This is a genomic window from Bradyrhizobium sp. SZCCHNS3052 (assembly GCF_032484495.1).
In the GTDB taxonomy this organism is placed as follows: Bacteria; Pseudomonadota; Alphaproteobacteria; order Rhizobiales; family Xanthobacteraceae; genus Bradyrhizobium.
Map to the genome: position 1 here is coordinate 172,755 of NZ_JAUETB010000009.1, position 17,564 is coordinate 190,318.

Genomic DNA, 17,564 nt, shown 5'->3' on the forward strand with positions numbered 1-17,564 from the left:
GGAGACGACGATGGCGCACGACGACGACCAGACGAAACTCAGCCGCCGACAAATCGTCGGCACCGCCGCGCTCGGCGCGGCCGGCGTTGCCGGCAGCATCGGCCTCGGCAAGAGCGTCGAGACCACGCCGGCCGCCGCACAGTCGCGACCGGCGCAAGGCGCCGGCAAGGCGGAGGTCGCGCCCGGCCAGCTCGACGAGTACTATGTATTCTTCTCCAGCGGCCAGACCGGCGAGTTGCGGATCGTTGGCATGCCCTCGATGCGCGAGCTGATGCGCATTCCGGTCTTCAACCGGTGCAGCGCCACCGGCTGGGGCCAGACCAACGAGAGCCGCAAGATCATGACCGAGGGGCTGCTGCCCGAGACGCGCGAACGGCTCAAGGACCGGCTCGGCATCTGGATGAACGGCGACTGCCACCATCCGCACATGTCGTTCACCAACGGCACATATGACGGCCGCTACATCTTCATCAACGACAAGGCCAACACCCGCCTCGCCCGCATTCGCACCGACGTGATGAAATGCGACAAGATCATCGAGCTGCCGAACCAGTACACCATCCACGGCATGCGTCCGCAGAAGTTCCCGCGCACCGGTTACGTTTTCTGCAACGGCGAATATGAGGTGCCGCTGCCGAACGACGGCAAGGTGCTCGACGACAAGTCGAAATACTGGTCGATGTTCTCGGCCGTCGACGGCGACACCATGAAGGTCGCCTGGCAGGTGATCGTCGACGGCAATCTCGACAACACCGACTGCGACTACCAGGGCAAATATGCGTTCTCGACCTGCTACAACTCGGAGAAGGGCGTCACCTTGGCCGAGATGACGGCAAGCGAACAGGACTGGGTCACGATCTTCAACATCAAGCGCATCGAGGAGGCCGTCAAGAAGGGCGACTTCAAGGAGATGAACGGCGTTCCCGTGATCGACGGCCGCAAAGGATCGCCTTACACGCGCTACGTGCCGGTCTCCAACAGTCCGCATGGCCTCAACACGGCCCCCGATGGCATCCACGTCGTCGCCAATGGCAAGCTGGCGCCGACGGTCACGGTGATCGACGTCCGCCTGATCGACAACCTGTTCGACGACAAGATCAAGCCGCGCGACGTCGTCGTGGCCGAGCCGGAGCTCGGCCTCGGGCCGCTGCACACCGCCTTCGACGGCCGGGGCAACGCCTACACTACGCTGTTCCTTGACAGCCAGGTCTGCAAATGGAGCCTCGATCTCGCCAAGCGCGCCTTCAAGGGCGAGAAGGTCAACCCCATCATCCAGAAGCTCGACGTCCACTATCAGCCGGGCCACAACCACGCCTCGATGGGCGAGACCAAGGAAGCCGACGGCAAATGGCTGCTGTCGCTGAACAAGTTCTCCAAGGATCGCTTCCTGAATGTCGGCCCGCTCAAGCCGGAGAACGACCAGCTGATCGACATCTCCGGCGACAAGATGGAGCTGGTGCATGACGGCCCGAGCTTCGCTGAGCCGCATGACGCCGTGATCGTGCACCGCTCCAAGCTCGAGGGCCGCGTGACCTCGATCTGGAAACGCGACGACCCGTTCTTCGCCGACGCCCGCAAGCAGGCCGCAGCCGACGGCGTCACGCTGGAGAGCGACGCCAAGGTGATCCGCGACGGCAACAAGGTGCGCGTCTATATGTGGTCCAGCGCGCCCGCCTACGCGCTCGAAAAGTTCGAGGTCAAGCAGGGCGACGAGGTGACGGTCTATGTCACCAACATCGACGACGTCGAGGATCTGGTGCACGGCTTCTGCATCGTCAACTACGGCGTCAACATGGAGATCGATCCGCAGCAGACCTCGTCGGTGACGTTCATCGCCGACAAGCCCGGCGTGTACTGGTATTTCTGCACATGGTTCTGCCACGCCATGCACATGGAAATGCGCGGACGCATGCTGGTCTCGCCGCGGAACGCGTGAGGGATGCGGCGCATGCGCCATATCAAGACTCTGGGGCTGGCGGCGCTCGTCGTCGCCGGCCTGCCCTTCTACGCCCGGGCGGCGACTCTGCAGGTCGGAGCTGACAACACCGACCTGCAGGCCCTGCTCGACCGCGCCGCCGACGGCGACGAGATCGCGCTCGCCACCGGCACCTATCGCGGACCGCTACGGATCAGCCACCGCTTGACGCTGGCTGGGGCTCCGGGCGCCGTGATCAGCGGTGGTGGCGAGGGCAGCGTCATCACCGTGGCGGCGCCGGGTACCGTCATTCGCGGCCTCGCGATCGACGGATCCGGCCGCGCGCTGGAGAAGATGGATTCCGGCATCTTCGTCGAGCAGGCCGCGCACGACGCAGTGATCGAGAACAACCGCATTGAAGGCAATCTGTTCGGCATCTATCTGCACGGATCAGCCAACGCCATGGTCCGTCACAACAGCATCATCGGCCTGCGCGCGACGCGCGGCGGCGTCACCGGCAACGGCGTCTCCGTCTGGAACGCGCCGGGCGCCAAGGTGATCGACAACCAATTCCGGTACGGCCGCGATGGCGTGTTCGCCATCACCAGCCGCAACAACGTCTTCAGCGGCAATCGCTTCAGCGACCTGCGCTTCGCGGTCCACTTCATGTACACCAACGACAGCGAAATCTCCGGCAACGTCTCGACCCGCAACATCATCGGCTATGCGATGATGTTCTCCAAGGCGCTCGTCGTGAGGGATAACGTCTCGGATCACGACCGCGACCGCGGCTTGCTGTTCAACGCGGCCAACGGCTCGCAGATCGCCGGCAACAGCGTGATCGGTGGGCTGCAGCCGGCAGAGCGCTGGGCCACCGCGGAGAACCGCGGCACCGACGAAGGCGTGCCGCAGGCCGATGCGAGCACGGCCACGCCGACCGCCGGCGCCCGTCCCGGTCCCGAGAAATGCGTGTTCATCTACAACACCAACAACAACCATATCACCGACAACTGGTTCGAAGGGTGCGAGATCGGCGTTCACTTTACCGCCGGCTCCGAGGGCAACGACATCAGGGGCAATGCCTTCGTCAACAATGCCAGCCAGATCAAGTATGTCGGCACCCGCCATCTCGACTGGTCGAAAGACGGCCGCGGCAATTATTGGAGCGACAACCCGGGCTTCGACCTCAACGGCGACGGCATTGCCGACACCGCCTATCGGCCGAATGATCTGATCGACCGCGTATTGTGGACCGCGCCGGCCGCCAAGGTCCTGATCAACAGCCCGGCGGTGCAGGTGATCCGCTGGGCGCAGGCGCAGTTTCCCGCGATCCTGCCCGGCGGAGTCGTCGACCGCCATCCCCTGATATCGCCGCCGGCGCGCCGCGCCGCTGCAGAAAGCGGGCCCCGATGACCGCGACGATCCATGTCGCCGACGTGATCAAGCACTACGGCAAGGTCGAAGCCGTGAGGGGCGTCTCGTTCGATCTCGCCGCCGGCGAGATGGTCGCGCTGATCGGCCACAACGGCGCCGGCAAGACGACGCTGATGAAGATGATGCTCGGGCTGATCCGCCCCACCCGCGGCACCATTGCCGTACTCGGTGAAAATCCAGCCGCCGGCGAGTTCTCCTCGCGGCGCCGCCTCGGCTACCTGCCGGAGAACGTCGCCTTCGATGCCGCGCTCACCGGCCGCGAGACGCAGAGCTTCTACGCCCGCCTCAAGCGCGAGCCTGTGAAGGGCGCGCTGGCGCTGCTCGATGTCGTCGGGCTGGGCGACGCTGCCGGACGCCGCGTCAATACCTACTCGAAGGGCATGCGCCAGCGCCTCGGCTTGGCACAGGCGCTGATCGGCCGGCCACGCGTGCTGCTGCTGGACGAGCCGACCACCGGTCTCGATCCCGAGCTGCGCCAGACGTTCTACGAGGTGATCCAGAAGCTCGCCGCCGAGGGCACGACGGTGCTGCTGTCATCGCATGCGCTGACCGAGCTGGAGGAGCGGGCCGGCCGTGTCATCATCATGAACAAGGGACTCAAGGTCGCCGACGGCACGCTCGACGAACTGCGCCGCCTCGCGCGACTGCCGACCCGGATCCGGGTCAAGGTCGCTGAGCTGCCGCCATCCGGCCGGCCCTCGTGGCTGCCAGAGACGACCTCCTATCGTCGGGTCAATGGCCACATCGTCGAGATCGACGCGGCGCCGGACGAGAAGATCGCTCTGCTGCGCCGTGCGACGGCCGACGGCACCGCCGTGCAGGATCTCGAGCTCATCCCGCCCAATCTCGACGAGCTCTACGCGCATTTCCTGCGCCACGCGGAGCGTTCGCAATGAATGCCGTGATCACCATCGCCGCGAAGGAAATCCAGCAGGCGATCCGCAACCGCTGGGTGCTGGCGTCGACCCTGCTGCTGGCAGGGCTCGCGCTGTCGCTGACCTTTCTCGGCAGCGCACCGACCGGCACCGTGGGCGCGCGCGCGCTCGACGTCGTCATCGTCAGCCTGTCGAGCCTGACCATCTTTCTGATCCCGCTGATCGCGCTTCTGATCTCGCACGACGCCATCGTCGGCGACATGGAGCGCGGCACCATGCTGCTGCTGCTCAGCTATCCCGTGGCGCGCTGGCAGGTGCTGCTCGGCAAGTTCCTCGGTCATCTCGCGGTGCTCGCCTTCGCGACCTGCCTCGGCTATGGCGCCGCTGCCGTAGCGCTGCTGATCGCCGGCAGTCACTTCGACAGTGACGGGCTCGCGGCCTTCGCCGCGATGATCGGCTCCTCCGTTCTGCTTGGCGCGGTGTTCGTCGCGATCGGCTATCTCGTCAGCGCAGTGGTGCGCGACCGCGGCACCGCAGCGGGGGTCAGCATCGGTCTGTGGCTCGTGCTCGTCCTGATCTACGACATGGCGCTGCTCGGCCTTCTCGTGATCGATCAGGGCCGCAACGTTTCCAGCGGCGTGCTCAGCGCGCTGCTGCTGCTCAACCCGACCGACGCCTACCGGCTGTTCAACCTGACCGGCTTCGCCAATGTCAGCCTGTTCTCCGGCATGGCCGGGCTCGCCGGCAGCAGCACGCTGTCGGTGCAGGTGTTGCTCACAGCGCTGGTGCTTTGGACGTTGGTGCCGCTCGCCGGCGCCGCGCTGGCCTTCTCCCGGAGGGAGCTATGAAACGCCTCGCTTTCGCCGGCTTGCTCATCGCCGCCTTTGCGCTTGCCGCCTGCAACGACAGGCAGGCGGCCGCGCCGCCGCCGCCGATCAAGCTGACGGCGGAGGCGATCGGGCATTATTGCGGCATGAATCTGCTCGAGCATTCTGGCCCCAAGGGACAGATCTTCGCCGCCAGCCTGATCGAACCGGTGTGGTTCTCCTCCGCGCGTGACGCCATCGCCTTCACGATGCTGCCCGACGAGCCCAAGGACATCCAGGCGATCTACGTCTCCGACATGGGCAAAGCCGCGAGCTGGGACAATCCGGGCGCCGACAATTGGGTCGAGGCGCGCAAGGCGGTGTTCGTGATCGGCAGCCGGGTCAGGAGCGGCATGGGCAGCGACGAGGCGGTGCCGTTCTCGGATCGGACCGCGGCCGAGCGGTTCGCTGCCGAGCACGGCGGCCGCATCGTCGGCTTCACCGAGGTGCCCCGCGACTACGTGCTGAGCTCGGCCGACGACAACGCCGGTCTGGCCGAGCCGGGTTCGAAGCAAACCACGGGAGTCCAGCGATGACACATCACCTCTCGCGCCGGCGCTTCATCCGCATCAGCGCCGCATTGGCGGGCCTCGCGGTTGCTCCTTCCAGGACGCAAGCGGCCGACAGCACAAGCGCATCGGTCGAATGGCGCGGCACGCTGCTCGGCGCCGTCGCCACGATCAAGCTTCATCACCGCGACCGGCAGGAAGCCGAACGGCTGATCACGGTGTCGATCGGCGAAGCCCGGCGGCTCGAGCGCCTGTTCAGCCTGTATCTGGAGCAATCGGCGCTGGTGACGCTGAACCGCACCGGCGTGCTGGTGGACCCCGCGCCCGAGCTGGTCGATATCCTCACACGCTCGCAGCGCTACGCCGCGATGACCGACGGCCGCTTCGACCCGACGGTGCAACCGCTGTGGACGCTCTATGCCGATCATTTTTCGCGCCCGGATGCCAATCCCGACGGGCCGCCGCAAGCGGCCGTGCAAGAGGCGCTGGCGCGGGTCGGCCATCAGCGGCTGAGCGTCAGCCGCGATCGCATCGTCATGCCGCGCGGCATGGCGCTCACCCTCAATGGCATCGCGCAGGGCTATGTCACGGACCGGATCGTCGAGCTCCTGCGCAGCGAGGGCGTGCAGCACAGCCTGGTCGACATGGGCGAAGCCCGCGCCATCGGCGCGCGGCCGGACGCTCAGCCCTGGGAGATCGCAATCGCCGATCCGGACATTCCCGACCGGACCGCTGCACTGCTTCCGATCATCGATCGCGCCGTATCGACATCGGGCGCCTATGGCTTCCGCTTCGATCCGCGAGGCCGCTTCAATCATCTGTTCGATCCGCACGACGGCGGCTGTGCGCAGCGCTATCGCAGCGTGACCACGGTCGCCGGCAATGCAACGGCGGCAGACGCGCTCTCGACCGCTTTCAGCCTGATGTCGGAGCCTGAGATTCGTGCCCTGCTGCCCCGCACCGAGGTCGAACGTGTCCACCTGATCGACGCGACCGGAGCGACAGTCGAGCTTGTCGCTTGAATTAGCTGCCGAATCAGTCGAGAGCGCGGCTAGAGGATAACGGTCGCCGGTCGAAGGCTGCACCGCTTGCTGCTAGGACCTGATGCGCGCTGGCGCGGCTGCCTCGTCAAAATCGCGCGGCCATCTCGACGAGCCGCCTGTGCGCCCGCTCACGCGCCACGCCGGTGTGCGCCGCCGGCCCGCTGGTCGGCCCGATCGCCACGAAGTGCAGGTCGCGAAGGCCCATGAAGCGCAGCGCCTCGCGCAAATAGGGCGTCGCGAGGTCGGTACGCCCCCGGCTGATGCCGGTGGTGAAGTCGCCGCCGCTGGCGAGGATCACCAGCGTCGGACGATCCTTCAGAAGCGGCAGGTAGCCACGCGACGGATCGAAGCGAAAGGTGAGACCCGGCTGATTGATGATGTCGAGCCAGTGCTTGAGTTTGTAGGGAATGCCGAAATTCCACATCGGCGTCGAGATCACGACGCGCTCGGCCAGATCGAGCCGCACCGCCATGCGCTCGGCCACAGCGAAGGCCCGGCGCTGGCCGTCGGTGAAGGCGCGGCCGCCCATGCGGGCATATTTCGCCTGCAGGATCTCGCCGTCGAACTCGGGCAGACTCTCGCGCCACAGATTCATCTCGTCGACGTCCCAACCCGGCCGCGCCTGCCTGAAGCGGTCCAGGAAGGCGCGCGCGCCGGCGCTGGATTCCGAATCTGCCCGCGGCGAGGCGACGAGATGCAGCAGCTTTGGCATGCCTCACCCCAGCGCCCTGATCACCGCGTCGGCCGTGGTCACGACAGCAACATTCTGCATGGCGAAGTTGATCGACGCATTGTGCCAGTCCGCGTTCATCGTCGAGCAGCAATCCTCCGGCACCACGATGAAATAGCCCTTGTCGGCCCCGGTGCGCGCGGTGTGCTCCACCGACATGTTCGTCCAGGCGCCGGTATTGATGAGGACGTCGCGCCCGGTGGCCTTGAGAATCGTCTCGAGCCGCGTGCCTTCCCACGCGCTCATGCGCATCTTCTCGACCACGAAGTCGCCGCTGCGCGGCTCCAGGCCGGCGACAGGCGCCGCGCCCCAGCTGCCGCGCACCATCGCCTTGCTGTCGACCAGCCCCTCGAACAGCGGTGCGTTCAAGGTCACGCCGGGCGCGCCCGGCTCGACCACGAACCAGACATGAACGATGACGACGCCGCGCGCACGCGCGACCTCGGCGAGCCGCCGGACATTGTCGACCACGCGCTGCTGCTTGGCATGACCGGGCGCGCCGGAATCCGCGAAGGCGCCACCGTCCATGATAACGTCGTTCTGCAGATCCTGGATGATCATCGCGCAGCGGCGCGGATCGAGCTGCATGTCACCAGATGCCAGCTGCGGCGCCGATGGCGCGGACGTCGCGCTGGACATCGCCAGACCTGCCGTTGACGCCCCTCGACTTCGCGCGCTCATATACGGCTCGTGGCGCGGACCGACCTTGGTCGCGATCGCATAGACCGAATGGGTCGCGGTGAGATAGAGCGTGCGAAACTCGGGACCGCCCCAGGCGAGATTGGCGACGAGCTCCGGCACGCGCACCTTGCCGAGCTGTTCGCCCGTAGGCGCATAGACCCAGACGCCGCCGGGTGCGGTGACCCAGACATTGCCGCGCTGGTCGCATTTCATGCCGTCGGGCACGCCTGGCTCGAGCTCGGAGCGGATGCCGCTGGCAAAGACGCGCCCGTTCGCCAGCGCACCATCGCCGCCGACGTCGAACACGCGGATCACCGCCTGCACCGTATCGTTGACGTAAAGCAGCTTCTCGTCCGGGGAAAAGCACAGCCCGTTGGGCTGGTCGAACAGATGGCGGTCAACCAGCAGCCGCGGCGGACCGCCGCCCGGCGGCACCCGGTACACGCCCTGGAAGCCGAGCTGGCGCGGCCGCTCCACACCGTAGACCGGCATGCGGCCATACCACGGGTCGGAGAAGTAGATCGTCCCGCTGGAGTGGACGCACACGTCGTTGGGGCTGTTCAGCTCCTGGTTCTCGAAATGCGATGCCAGGATCTCGCGGCGGCCGTCGGGACGCTCGCGCACCAGCGACGACGTCGCGTGTTCGCAGACGATCAGATTGAGCTCGGCATCATAGGTCATGCCGTTGCACTTGTTCGACGGCCGCCGCATCTCCACCACGCCACGCTTGGCGTCCCAGCGGCGGCGGACATCAGCCGGCATGTCGGAGAACAGCAGGAACTGCTCGACGGGATGCCAGATCGGCCCCTCGGTGAACTCGAAGCCGGTCGCGACCTGCGCCACCGGCGCGTACGGATCGATCAGAGTTTCGAACTCACTGCGCAACGTCACGTGGGTCATGGGGGCACCTTGTGCTGCTCACGCCGGAAACCAGTGCCGCTGCGGCAGCGACTGCACCAGCGGCCCCGGCACCTGGTCGTGCAGCCGTCCCACCACCACACCGCCTTCGATCTTGGCAGGACGATCGTGCACCGGCAGCAGATAGCGCGAACTCGACAGCAGCTTCTTGATCGCTGCCTTCTCGGCGCGTTTTGTCGTGCCGTGATTGCCGGTGGTGCGCGGCTCGCCATCCTGGATCTCGTTGAACGGCGTCACGATCTGGTCGTTGAAGTCGTAGATGACGTCGCCGCAGATGGTAGCGATGCCATCGGCAGTGTGGACGTGGATGTTCATCGAGCCTTCGGTATGGGCATTCGCAGCGTCGCAATAGACGCCCGGCATCAGCTCCACCGGACCGGTGAGCTCGAGGTCGAGGAAACGCAGCGCGCTCTTGGTGTGCAGCCGGTCGATCAGATGCTTGATGTCGGGCGCCGGATATTGCGGATGCATCAGGCCGGACACCGAGTATTCCAGCTCGCGGCGGTTGAGCACGACCGTCGTGTTCATCGGGAACAGATCGTCCTTCCCGGCGTGATCGATGTGCAGATGGGTGTGGCAGACGTAGCGGACATCGCCCATGCGCACGCCGTGCCGCGCCAATTGGTTCTCGATCATGTTCTCATGGTACTGCAGCCCGCGCATGCCCAGCGTCTCCATGATCTGGTTGGAGCGGTAGCCGGTATCGACCACGACCGGATACGGCCCGCCCAGGATCAGGAAGCCGAGCGTCAGCACCCGGCGGGTGCGGCCGCAATCACGGCCGAGCACGAGGAAGCTCGATTCCAATTCGATGTCACCATAGTCGAGAACCTTGATTTCCAGCGCCATGAGCGTTCCCTGTTGCTTTTGTTGTCGTTGCAGGCGGTATCATCCCAGCCGATAGACGCGCTGCGCCGTCCCTCCCATGACCTGCGCGCGCGCATGCTCGTCGAGGTCCCGGATGGCAGCCTCATAGGCCCCCACCAGTACGCGATAGTCGGTCCAGAGCTTCTCGATCGGAAAGTTCGAGCCGAACAGGCAGCGCTCGGGGCCGAACATTCCGACCGTCTCCCGCACCACGTCGGCGACATGCGCCGGATCGTTGCGGCGAATGAAGGTGCCGAGGCCCGAGAGCTTGCTGACGACATTGCTGCAGCTCGCCAGCCGCTGCATGCCGGCTCGCCATTGATCGCGACCGCGCGTGGACAGATCCTCCAGCATGCCGGCATGCTGGAGGATGAAGGTCACCGACGGACAGCTCTCGGCGAGCGCTGCGGCGCCCGCCATCTGCGGCGCGAAGACCTGCAGGTCGAAGGACCAGCCGTAGTCGGCGAGCCGTGCGATGTTGGCGCGGATATGGGTATCGCTGCAAAGGTCTGGGGACGAAGCGAAACGATAGAGCGGGTTCTCATGCCAGTGCAGCTGCATCCGGACCCCGCGCAGCAGGGGATAGCGCGCCAGCCGGTTGAACTGCGGCCGCGCATCTTCGACGCTCAGATCGGCATAGGCGACGATCGCGTGCGGAAAGCCGTGCTGCTCAGAAGTTCGCTGCACCCAGGCGGCTTCGTCCTCGAAGCCGTCCTTGGCCCAGTTGGTCTGGACGTAGACCGATTGCGTGACGCCGCTGCCGGCGATGTTGTCGAGATACTCCTCGATCGTGTAGTCGCGCCTGATCGGCTCATAGGGGCCGAAAATCCGCGGCTGCATCGGCCCGACCAGCCAGGGCAGATCGGCCTGACGCCAGATGTGGTGATGCGCATCGACATAACCGGTCATGCCGCCCTCCTCTGTGCCAGCGACAGAACATGCGCGACGATGGTCTCGTCCGACCCGCCGGCTGCGATGTCGTCGACGAATGGCGCGATCGCCTGCAACGCCTCGGTCTGCGGCTTGAAGCCGGGCCCCGTCGCGAGCGGCGTCAGCCAGCTCAGGCGCCAGGCGCGCAGCGACAGCCTCCACACGGCGTCACGGAGCACGTGATGGTCACCACGCTCGAGCCCGTCCGAGATGACCAGCACGACGGCGCCCCGCGCGTAGGTCGAGAACCGCGGCACCGCGAGGAAGGCCTGCAGCGCCTCGCCGATACGCGTGCCACCGTCCCAGTCGCTGACGAGATGCGAGGCAGCGAGCAGCGCCTGTTCGCGCCGCTTCAGCCGCAAGGGCCGCGTCACGCGTGTCAGTCGTGTGCCAAGCGTGAACACCTCGGCCTGGGGTACGGCCTGCACCAGCACGTGGGCGAGCCGCATGTTATCCTCGGTCCGCGCCTTCATCGAGCCGGAGACGTCGATCAGCAGCAGCAATCGTCGCAATCGAGGTCGCCGGTTCAGCCGCCGCAGCGACAGCACCTCACCGTCGCGCCTTATGCTCTCGCGCAGGGTCCGGCGCAGGTCCACGAAGCTGCCGCGCCGCGCGCGCATGCGCCGGTGGCCACGCCGTTTCGGCAGTTTTGCACGCGCCTGACGCGCGAGGCGCTGCAGGGCATGGCCGCCCGTCGTCGCAGCCAAACGGCGGGCGACCAGCGCTTCAACGCGCGTCGCAGCCAGACCGGACTCGTTCTGCTCCTCGGCGAGATCGGGATCGACAGCGCCGTCCCCTTCCTCCTGGAGACGCACGACATCGTCCTGCCTGTCGCTCTCGCTGAAGGCCGTTGCCTCGGCGACACCAAAATGGACGTCGAACAGCAGATTGTAGGTCGCGAGCCGCTCGGGAGGCGGCGCGAGGGTCGCAGTCCCGGCACGACGGATATCCTCGATGCTGACAGGCCCCAGCAGTTCGATCGCAGCGAGGAAGGCGGTGGTCTGCTCCGGCGCAATTGCGAAGCCGTTTCGCCGCAACAGCGCAGCGAATGTCACGAAGATCTCGGTCGCCTGCGGCAGGCGGGGCTCGCTCATGTCATCGTCTCCGCGAGCAGCGCGTCGAGCCGCGGCGCGATGAAGGACAGATCCTCCTCATCCTTCAGCGCGACTCCAATCGCGCGCTTGAACGCATCGGGCCAGCGCGCGCCGGTCTGGTTGAGCAACGTCGCCGCCTCCGCCCAATCGACCGCCTCGGCAATCCCGGGCGCCTTGCTCAGCGGCTCGCGCCGCAGCTTCGCCACTGCAGCCACCACGGCCCGCGCGGTCGCTTCGGCAACACTGGAGGCCCGCATCATCACGATGCGCGCCTCGCGCTCCGCATCGGGATAATCGATCCAATGATAGACACAGCGTCGGCGCAGCGCTTCGTGCAGGTCACGGGTCCGATTCGAGGTCAGCACCACGATCGGCCGCTCCGCGGCGCGCACCGTACCGCGCTCGGGGATCGATATCTGGAAATCGGAGAGAAATTCGAGCAGGAACGCCTCGAACTCCTGGTCGGCCCGATCGATCTCGTCGATCAGCAGCACGGTCGCATCAGGCGCGCGCAGGCATGCCAGCATCGGCCGCTCGATCAGAAAGCTCTCGCCATAGATGTCGATGCTCTCCTCGCCGGCTTGGCGGATCGCGAGCATCTGGCGCGGATAGTTCCACTCGTAGAGCGCCGCAGCAGCGTCGATACCTTCGTAGCATTGCAGGCGGATCAGCTTGCGGCCGAGCACCGCGGCGATCGCCTTCGCCGCCTCGGTTTTTCCGACGCCGGGCGCGCCTTCCAAGAGCAATGGCTTGCCCAGCGCGAGCGCGAGATAGGCCGCGGTGGAGAGCCCGTCATCGGCGAGGTAGTACGCCGCGCGCAGTGCCTTTTCCAGCGCCTGCGGCGAGTCAATGCCGACGATGTTGCTGCGGACCACCATGCTGCGTCACCGCCGCGTCTGCGGCCGGGCGCCGCCCTGGGCCTTGATCGCGCGCAGCACTTTCTCTGGCGTGATCGGCAGTTCGTCGAGGCGCACGCCGACGGCGTTGAAGATCGCATTCGCGATGGCAGGAAGCACCGGATTGGCGCACATCTCGCCAGGGCCCTTTCCGCCGAACGGTCCGTCGGGCGCCGGCCGCTCCAGCACGGCGATGTCGTGCGGACAGATGTCGCCAGGTCCCGGCATCAGGTATTCCACGAAGTCGCGCGGTCCTTGCTTCGGGTCCGGGTAGTACGGCTCCGTCGTCTCGTAGAGCGCGTGGCTCATGCCCATCCAGGCGCCGCCGACCAGCTGCTGCTCGACGAGGCGGGGATTGAGCGCGCGTCCCAGCTCATAGGCGCTGTCCATCCTGACCACGCCGACCTCACCGGTCTCGTCATCGACCTCGACCTCGGCGACGAGACAGGCATGCGCGTAGCAGGTCGCCGGGGACATTTCGCCAGTCTCGGGATCCACCTCCGACAGCGGCACCAGGAAGATGCCACGGCCGGAGATGGTCTTGCCCTGGCGGAACTGCGCGGCGATGGCGACGTCCTTCACCGAGATCGAGCGATGCGGCGCGCCCTTGACGTGGATGTTGCCGCGACCATCCGTTTCGAGATCGCTGGCGTTGACCTCGAGCTCCTCGGCCGCGGCCTCCATCATGACGCCACGCGCCTCCTTGGCCGCCGCCATCACGGCATTGCCGACGCGATGGGTGCCGCGCGAAGCGAACGAGCCCATGCAATGCGGTCCGGTGTCGGAATCGGCGGTGTCGACATAGACGTCCTCGACCGGCACGCCGAGCGTCTCGGCACAGATCTGCCGCGTCACCGACTTCATGCCCTGCCCGAGATCGATCGACGACAGCGCCACCGTGAACTTGCCGCTGGGGTTGGAATGCACCAGCGCCTGGCTCGGATCGCCGCCGAGATTCATGCCGATGGGATAGTTGATCGCCGCCATGCCGCGGCCGCGGTGCCTCGTCATGTCAGCGCCTCCTCGTGCCGAACACCGACGAGAACCGCGTCGCGCCGTGCCCCGGCGAAGGCGCCGGGCTCGTTGGCGGAGGTGGTGGCGGCTCGGGCTGTGGCGGCGCCGAGAGACCACGATCGTAGCTGGTGCGTTGCTGCGCCGGCGCAGGCCGCGCGCTCACCGGCTCTCGTGGCGTGGAGGGAACAGCCGCCCGCGCCCCGCCGCCATCCTTGCGCGAGGACATGCGCCGGAACTCCTCGCGGATCGGCCATTTGGCCTTCTCGGCCGCGACCTGGACGCATTCGATCAGCGCGGTGTTCTTGGCCTCGCGGCGATGCGCCTTCATGTCGCCGTCGCGATAGGCATTGAGGATACGAAACTCCATCGGGTCCATGCCGATCAGATGCGCGAGCTTGTCCATCTGGCATTCGAGCGCGAAGTCCATGCCGGTGATGCCGAAGCCGCGCATCGCGGTGGCCGGCGTGCGGTTGGTGAAGATGCAGTAGATGTCGCCATGGACGTTCGGGATCGTGTAGGGCCCCGGCAGGTGCGCGGCGCATTTGACCACCGCGTAGCTCGACAGCCGCGTATAAGCACCAGAGTCGAAATAGCCGCGGATCTGGCGCGCCACGATGCGGCCGTCACGCATGACTCCGTCCTTGATGTAGATGCGCTCGGCACCGCGGGGCGGCCCGAACTGCATCTCCTCCTCTCGTCCGAGCACGTAGCGCACCGGGCGCCCCGTCAACATCGCAGCGAGAATGGCGAGCGGCTCGGTCAGCGTGTCGACCTTGCCGCCGAAGCCGCCGCCGACCGTGCCGCCGATGAAGTGGAATGTGTTCGACGGCAGATCGAGGATCTTGGCGCAGGTGTCGAGCGAGAAGAACAGCGCCTGGGTCGAGGTATAGACCACGTAGCGGCCGTTGGTGTCGGGCGCGGCGATCGAGCCGTTGGTTTCGACCGGCGCGTGCTCGATCGGCGACATCTGGTAGCGCTGTTCCAAGACATGATCGGCGCCGGCAAAGCCGCGCTCGACGTCGCCAAAGCGCAACTTCTGGTGGTCGTAGCGGTCGTGATAGGTGAACGTATTCTTCGGATAGGTCTCGTTGACAACAGGCGCGCCCGGCTTCAGCGCCTCCTCGACGTCGAACACCGCCGGCAACGTCTCGTAGTCCACGCGCACCTTGGCGGCCGCCTCGTACGCCGCGCGCGGCGTATCCGCGACCACGGCAACGATCGGCTCCCCCTTGTAGCGGACCTTGTCGACGGCAAGCGTCGGCTCATCGTCCTTGCCAAAATTGATCAGGCTGAGCAGCGTATTGAGATTGCGCGGCACGTCGCTGCCGCGGATGATCCGCCGCACGCCCTCGCTCCGTTCGGCCTCGCTGGTCTCGATGCGGCGCAGCCGCGCATGCGGCTGCGTGGATCTGACGACCTTCAGATGCAGCATGCCCTGCAGCTTGTGATCGTTGAAATAGGTCGAGGTCCCCGTGACATGGCCGAGCATGTCCTGGCGTTGGGTGCCCTTGCCGACCTCGTTGAGATTGTCGTCGCGCTCGTCGGCGAAGATGTCCTTGCGCAGTTCCAGCATGGCGATCTCTCCTCACGCACTCGCGCGCAGCGACGCGGCCGCCGCCAGCACCGCATTGATGATCGGCTCGTAGCCGGTACACCGGCAGATGTTGCCCGAAATCGCCTCCACCACCTGCTCGCGGCTTGGCTGCGGGATCTTGTCGAGCAGCGCCTTCGCCGCCATCAGCATGCCCGGCGTGCAGTAGCCGCATTGCGCGGCAAAACCCTCGGCGAAGGCGCGCTGCAGCGGATGCAAATTCGGACCGCTCTTGATGCCGTCGAGGGTCTCGACCGCGCGGCCCTCGACGGCTTCGGCGAGCGTCAGACAAGACAGGTGCGCGTCGCCATCGATGAGGACCGTGCAGGCGCCGCAGCCGCCCTGGCCGCAACCGAATTTCGGCGTGAGGTCGCCGATCATCTCGCGCAGCACGACCAGCAGATTGGTGCCGCCGTCAACGAACAGCGCGACATCGCGACCATTGTGCCGGAACTGAAGTGGGGTCTTGGCCATGCTCTAGCTCTCCTGTCCCGACAACAGCCGCCGCAGATGCACGCCGACCACTTCGCGGCGATACCACGCGCTGGCCAGCGAATTGTCGGTGGGTGCCGTTCCCTCGGCCGCAGCAGCAGCGGCGGCACTGATCGCGCCGCCGTCGAACGGCCGCCCTTCGAGCGCGCGCTCGGCCGCCTTGGCGCGGATGGCGGTCGGGGCCATCGATCCCAGCGCGATCCGCGCGCCGGTCACGCGGCCGCCACTCTGTGGAAGATGCGCCGCAAGCGTGATCACCGATCCGCCCTTCGGCTTGATGCGGGCGATCTTGCGATAGCGGAACGCATCCGCCGACGCAGGCCGGATGCACGACACGCCGACCACCAGCGCACCGGCCTGGCGGTCGCGCGATTGCAGGAACTCCTCGATCGGCATGTCCCTGACGCCGAAGCCGCCCTGCAGCGAGACGATGCCGTCGAGCGCCAGCAGCGCCACCGTGAAGTCGCCGAACGGCGCCGGCGCGAACAGATTGCCACCGACGGTCCCCATGTTGCGCACCGCCGGGCCGCCGATCGAGCGCGCCGCCGGATGCAGGAAGGCGAGATCGCGTTCGGCCACCACGCGGGCGAAGGTGACGCCGGCGCCGATCCTGATGCGTGCGCCTGCCGCATCGATGCCCTGCAAGGTCCGGTCGGTGGCGCGGATGACCGTCGCAATCGAGACGTCGCCCTCGTTGAGATCGCGCATGACCAGCGTGCCGCCGCCCAGGTAGCGCGCGGCGCGGTCCGACGACAGCGCAGACGCTGCTTCGCTCGCGGCCTGAAACGTCTTCACCGTGACCGGCATCGATTCACCTCGTCCTCATGCCGCCTGCTTCAGATGCGATCGGATCGCCTCAAAGCCGGCCTGGTAGATGTTTTCTGCCACCATGCGCGACAGCGCCTCGGCCAGCTCGGGCCGCGTCGTGAAGCGGCTCTCCCAGTGCCAGAAGGTGCGATCACCATCGGTGACCGGCAGCAGCCGGACATGGGCGACGTAGTTGAACAGCTGGACCGGCGTATCGAGCAGACAGTAGCTGAAGCTCTGCTCGAGATCGGACAGCGCCAGCAACTGCTCGCGCAGCTCGGAGCCGTCCTTCAGACGAAAGCGCCTGACACAGCCGATCTTGTCGGACGTCTGCGAACGCTCGATCGCAGAGGTCGCCACCGCCGGGTGCCAGCGATCATGACCGTTGAAGTCGCGCAGCACCTCCCACACGGCCTCGGTCGGCGCATCGATGATGGTGCTCTTGACCACGTGCGGCACGGCGTCAGCCCCCGAACGCGCGCTTGAGCGCATCGAAGCCGCCCTGGAACACGCCGCCGCCGATCGAAGCCACCAGATCAGCCTCGCGCTCCGGCGCGCAGTCGAACTCGGCGGTCCACTCCAGAAACGTCTTGTCGCCGTCCGTGACCGGTGTCAGCCTGAGGGTCGCGACGTAGTTCGATACGCCCATCGGCGATTCCAGGATCGAGTAGGTGCAGAACATGTCGTAGTCCGACAGGCCGAGCAGCTTCTCGCGAATGCGGTCGCCGTTGCGAAGCCGGAAATCCCTGACGCAGCCGATCTTGTCGGCGGGCTCGCCGCCCTCGATCCGGCTTTCGGCGATCGCCGGATGCCAGTTCGGCAGGCCGTTGAAGTCGCGGACGCGCGCCCACACCCGATCGTTGCGGGCACTCACGACGGTGGAGACGTAAACCCTCGCCATC

General features: G+C 66.6%; 18 protein-coding genes. 6 read left to right on the top strand and 12 right to left on the bottom strand.

Annotation, left to right across the window (positions count from 1 at the left end; translation table 11 throughout):
- Positions 1-10: 10 nt before the first annotated feature.
- The 6 genes from nosZ to QX073_RS24950 are packed head-to-tail and all read left to right on the top strand — an operon-like array spanning position 11 to position 6,621.
- Positions 11-1,936 (top strand): TAT-dependent nitrous-oxide reductase, encoded by a 1,926-nt coding sequence (nosZ, locus tag QX073_RS24925; protein WP_315717460.1) that lies wholly within the window; start codon positions 11-13, stop codon positions 1,934-1,936.
- 3 nt (positions 1,937-1,939) lie between these two features.
- Complete coding sequence (locus QX073_RS24930; protein WP_316226537.1) at positions 1,940-3,328, top strand: nitrous oxide reductase family maturation protein NosD; 1,389 nt, start codon at positions 1,940-1,942, stop codon at positions 3,326-3,328.
- Positions 3,325-4,245 (top strand): ABC transporter ATP-binding protein, encoded by a 921-nt coding sequence (locus QX073_RS24935; RefSeq protein ID WP_316226538.1) that lies wholly within the window; start codon positions 3,325-3,327, stop codon positions 4,243-4,245. Before QX073_RS24930 ends, QX073_RS24935 begins: the two co-directional genes overlap by 4 nt.
- Positions 4,242-5,072 carry an ABC transporter permease gene (locus QX073_RS24940; RefSeq protein ID WP_316170908.1) on the top strand — a complete coding sequence of 277 codons (831 nt, stop codon included), beginning with the start codon at positions 4,242-4,244 and terminating at the stop codon, positions 5,070-5,072. Before QX073_RS24935 ends, QX073_RS24940 begins: the two co-directional genes overlap by 4 nt.
- Positions 5,069-5,626, top strand: coding sequence for a nitrous oxide reductase accessory protein NosL (locus tag QX073_RS24945; RefSeq protein ID WP_315717454.1), 558 nt, complete (start codon positions 5,069-5,071; stop codon positions 5,624-5,626). Before QX073_RS24940 ends, QX073_RS24945 begins: the two co-directional genes overlap by 4 nt.
- Positions 5,623-6,621, top strand: a complete 999-nt coding sequence (locus QX073_RS24950) for an FAD:protein FMN transferase (protein ID WP_316226539.1) — start codon at positions 5,623-5,625, stop codon at positions 6,619-6,621. Before QX073_RS24945 ends, QX073_RS24950 begins: the two co-directional genes overlap by 4 nt.
- Before the next feature lie 106 nt (positions 6,622-6,727).
- On the opposite strand, the gene QX073_RS24955 is transcribed toward QX073_RS24950, so the two are convergent.
- The 12 genes from QX073_RS24955 to QX073_RS25010 are packed head-to-tail and all read right to left on the bottom strand — an operon-like array spanning position 6,728 to position 17,563.
- Positions 6,728-7,354 carry an NAD(P)H-dependent oxidoreductase gene (locus QX073_RS24955; protein ID WP_315752539.1) on the bottom strand — a complete coding sequence of 209 codons (627 nt, stop codon included), beginning with the start codon at positions 7,352-7,354 and terminating at the stop codon, positions 6,728-6,730.
- A gap of 3 nt (positions 7,355-7,357) precedes the next feature.
- Positions 7,358-8,953 carry an isochorismatase family protein gene (locus tag QX073_RS24960; RefSeq protein WP_316226540.1) on the bottom strand — a complete coding sequence of 532 codons (1,596 nt, stop codon included), beginning with the start codon at positions 8,951-8,953 and terminating at the stop codon, positions 7,358-7,360.
- An 18-nt stretch (positions 8,954-8,971) separates the two neighbouring features.
- Positions 8,972-9,820: an MBL fold metallo-hydrolase gene (locus QX073_RS24965; protein ID WP_315717450.1), complete on the bottom strand. Its 849-nt coding sequence runs from the start codon at positions 9,818-9,820 to the stop codon at positions 8,972-8,974.
- A gap of 39 nt (positions 9,821-9,859) precedes the next feature.
- Positions 9,860-10,747 carry an amidohydrolase family protein gene (locus tag QX073_RS24970; RefSeq protein WP_316202750.1) on the bottom strand — a complete coding sequence of 296 codons (888 nt, stop codon included), beginning with the start codon at positions 10,745-10,747 and terminating at the stop codon, positions 9,860-9,862.
- On the bottom strand, positions 10,744-11,862 hold the full coding sequence (locus QX073_RS24975; protein WP_315752536.1) for a VWA domain-containing protein: 1,119 nt from the start codon (positions 11,860-11,862) through the stop codon (positions 10,744-10,746). The genes QX073_RS24970 and QX073_RS24975 overlap by 4 nt, the downstream gene beginning before the upstream one ends.
- Positions 11,859-12,740 carry a MoxR family ATPase gene (locus tag QX073_RS24980; protein ID WP_315752535.1) on the bottom strand — a complete coding sequence of 294 codons (882 nt, stop codon included), beginning with the start codon at positions 12,738-12,740 and terminating at the stop codon, positions 11,859-11,861. Before QX073_RS24980 ends, QX073_RS24975 begins: the two co-directional genes overlap by 4 nt.
- A 6-nt stretch (positions 12,741-12,746) precedes the next feature.
- On the bottom strand, positions 12,747-13,769 hold the full coding sequence (locus QX073_RS24985; protein WP_315717446.1) for a xanthine dehydrogenase family protein molybdopterin-binding subunit: 1,023 nt from the start codon (positions 13,767-13,769) through the stop codon (positions 12,747-12,749).
- Between the two features lies 1 nt (position 13,770).
- Complete coding sequence (locus tag QX073_RS24990; protein ID WP_316184413.1) at positions 13,771-15,345, bottom strand: xanthine dehydrogenase family protein molybdopterin-binding subunit; 1,575 nt, start codon at positions 15,343-15,345, stop codon at positions 13,771-13,773.
- 12 nt (positions 15,346-15,357) lie between these two features.
- Positions 15,358-15,837, bottom strand: a complete 480-nt coding sequence (locus tag QX073_RS24995) for a (2Fe-2S)-binding protein (protein WP_315717444.1) — start codon at positions 15,835-15,837, stop codon at positions 15,358-15,360.
- 3 nt (positions 15,838-15,840) lie between these two features.
- A complete protein-coding gene (locus QX073_RS25000) occupies positions 15,841-16,662 on the bottom strand; it encodes an FAD binding domain-containing protein (RefSeq protein WP_316226541.1) in 822 nt (273 codons plus the stop codon).
- A gap of 15 nt (positions 16,663-16,677) precedes the next feature.
- Entirely contained in the window at positions 16,678-17,121 is a 444-nt protein-coding gene (locus tag QX073_RS25005; protein WP_316226542.1) for an SRPBCC family protein, read from the bottom strand.
- Between the two features lie 4 nt (positions 17,122-17,125).
- Positions 17,126-17,563, bottom strand: coding sequence for an SRPBCC family protein (locus QX073_RS25010; RefSeq protein WP_315717441.1), 438 nt, complete (start codon positions 17,561-17,563; stop codon positions 17,126-17,128).
- Between the last annotated feature and the right edge of the window lies 1 nt (position 17,564).

Excerpts from the sequence above, each read along its gene's own strand:
- QX073_RS24970 (WP_316202750.1), bottom strand. The coding sequence starts at position 10,747 with ATGACCGGTTATGTCGATGCGCATCACCACATCTGGCGTCAGGCCGAT.
- QX073_RS24985 (WP_315717446.1), bottom strand. The coding sequence starts at position 13,769 with ATGACGAGGCACCGCGGCCGCGGCATGGCGGCGATCAACTATCCCATC.
- QX073_RS24990 (WP_316184413.1), bottom strand. The coding sequence starts at position 15,345 with ATGCTGGAACTGCGCAAGGACATCTTCGCCGACGAGCGCGACGACAAT.
- QX073_RS24955 (WP_315752539.1), bottom strand. The coding sequence starts at position 7,354 with ATGCCAAAGCTGCTGCATCTCGTCGCCTCGCCGCGGGCAGATTCGGAA.
- QX073_RS24945 (WP_315717454.1), top strand. The coding sequence starts at position 5,069 with ATGAAACGCCTCGCTTTCGCCGGCTTGCTCATCGCCGCCTTTGCGCTT.
- nosZ (WP_315717460.1), top strand. The coding sequence starts at position 11 with ATGGCGCACGACGACGACCAGACGAAACTCAGCCGCCGACAAATCGTC.
- QX073_RS24940 (WP_316170908.1), top strand. The coding sequence starts at position 4,242 with ATGAATGCCGTGATCACCATCGCCGCGAAGGAAATCCAGCAGGCGATC.
- QX073_RS24975 (WP_315752536.1), bottom strand. The coding sequence starts at position 11,862 with ATGAGCGAGCCCCGCCTGCCGCAGGCGACCGAGATCTTCGTGACATTC.
- QX073_RS25010 (WP_315717441.1), bottom strand. The coding sequence starts at position 17,563 with ATGGCGAGGGTTTACGTCTCCACCGTCGTGAGTGCCCGCAACGATCGG.
- QX073_RS24995 (WP_315717444.1), bottom strand. The coding sequence starts at position 15,837 with ATGGCCAAGACCCCACTTCAGTTCCGGCACAATGGTCGCGATGTCGCG.
- QX073_RS24980 (WP_315752535.1), bottom strand. The coding sequence starts at position 12,740 with ATGGTGGTCCGCAGCAACATCGTCGGCATTGACTCGCCGCAGGCGCTG.
- QX073_RS24965 (WP_315717450.1), bottom strand. The coding sequence starts at position 9,820 with ATGGCGCTGGAAATCAAGGTTCTCGACTATGGTGACATCGAATTGGAA.
- QX073_RS24960 (WP_316226540.1), bottom strand. The coding sequence starts at position 8,953 with ATGACCCACGTGACGTTGCGCAGTGAGTTCGAAACTCTGATCGATCCG.
- QX073_RS24950 (WP_316226539.1), top strand. The coding sequence starts at position 5,623 with ATGACACATCACCTCTCGCGCCGGCGCTTCATCCGCATCAGCGCCGCA.
- QX073_RS25000 (WP_316226541.1), bottom strand. The coding sequence starts at position 16,662 with ATGCCGGTCACGGTGAAGACGTTTCAGGCCGCGAGCGAAGCAGCGTCT.
- QX073_RS24930 (WP_316226537.1), top strand. The coding sequence starts at position 1,940 with ATGCGGCGCATGCGCCATATCAAGACTCTGGGGCTGGCGGCGCTCGTC.
- QX073_RS24935 (WP_316226538.1), top strand. The coding sequence starts at position 3,325 with ATGACCGCGACGATCCATGTCGCCGACGTGATCAAGCACTACGGCAAG.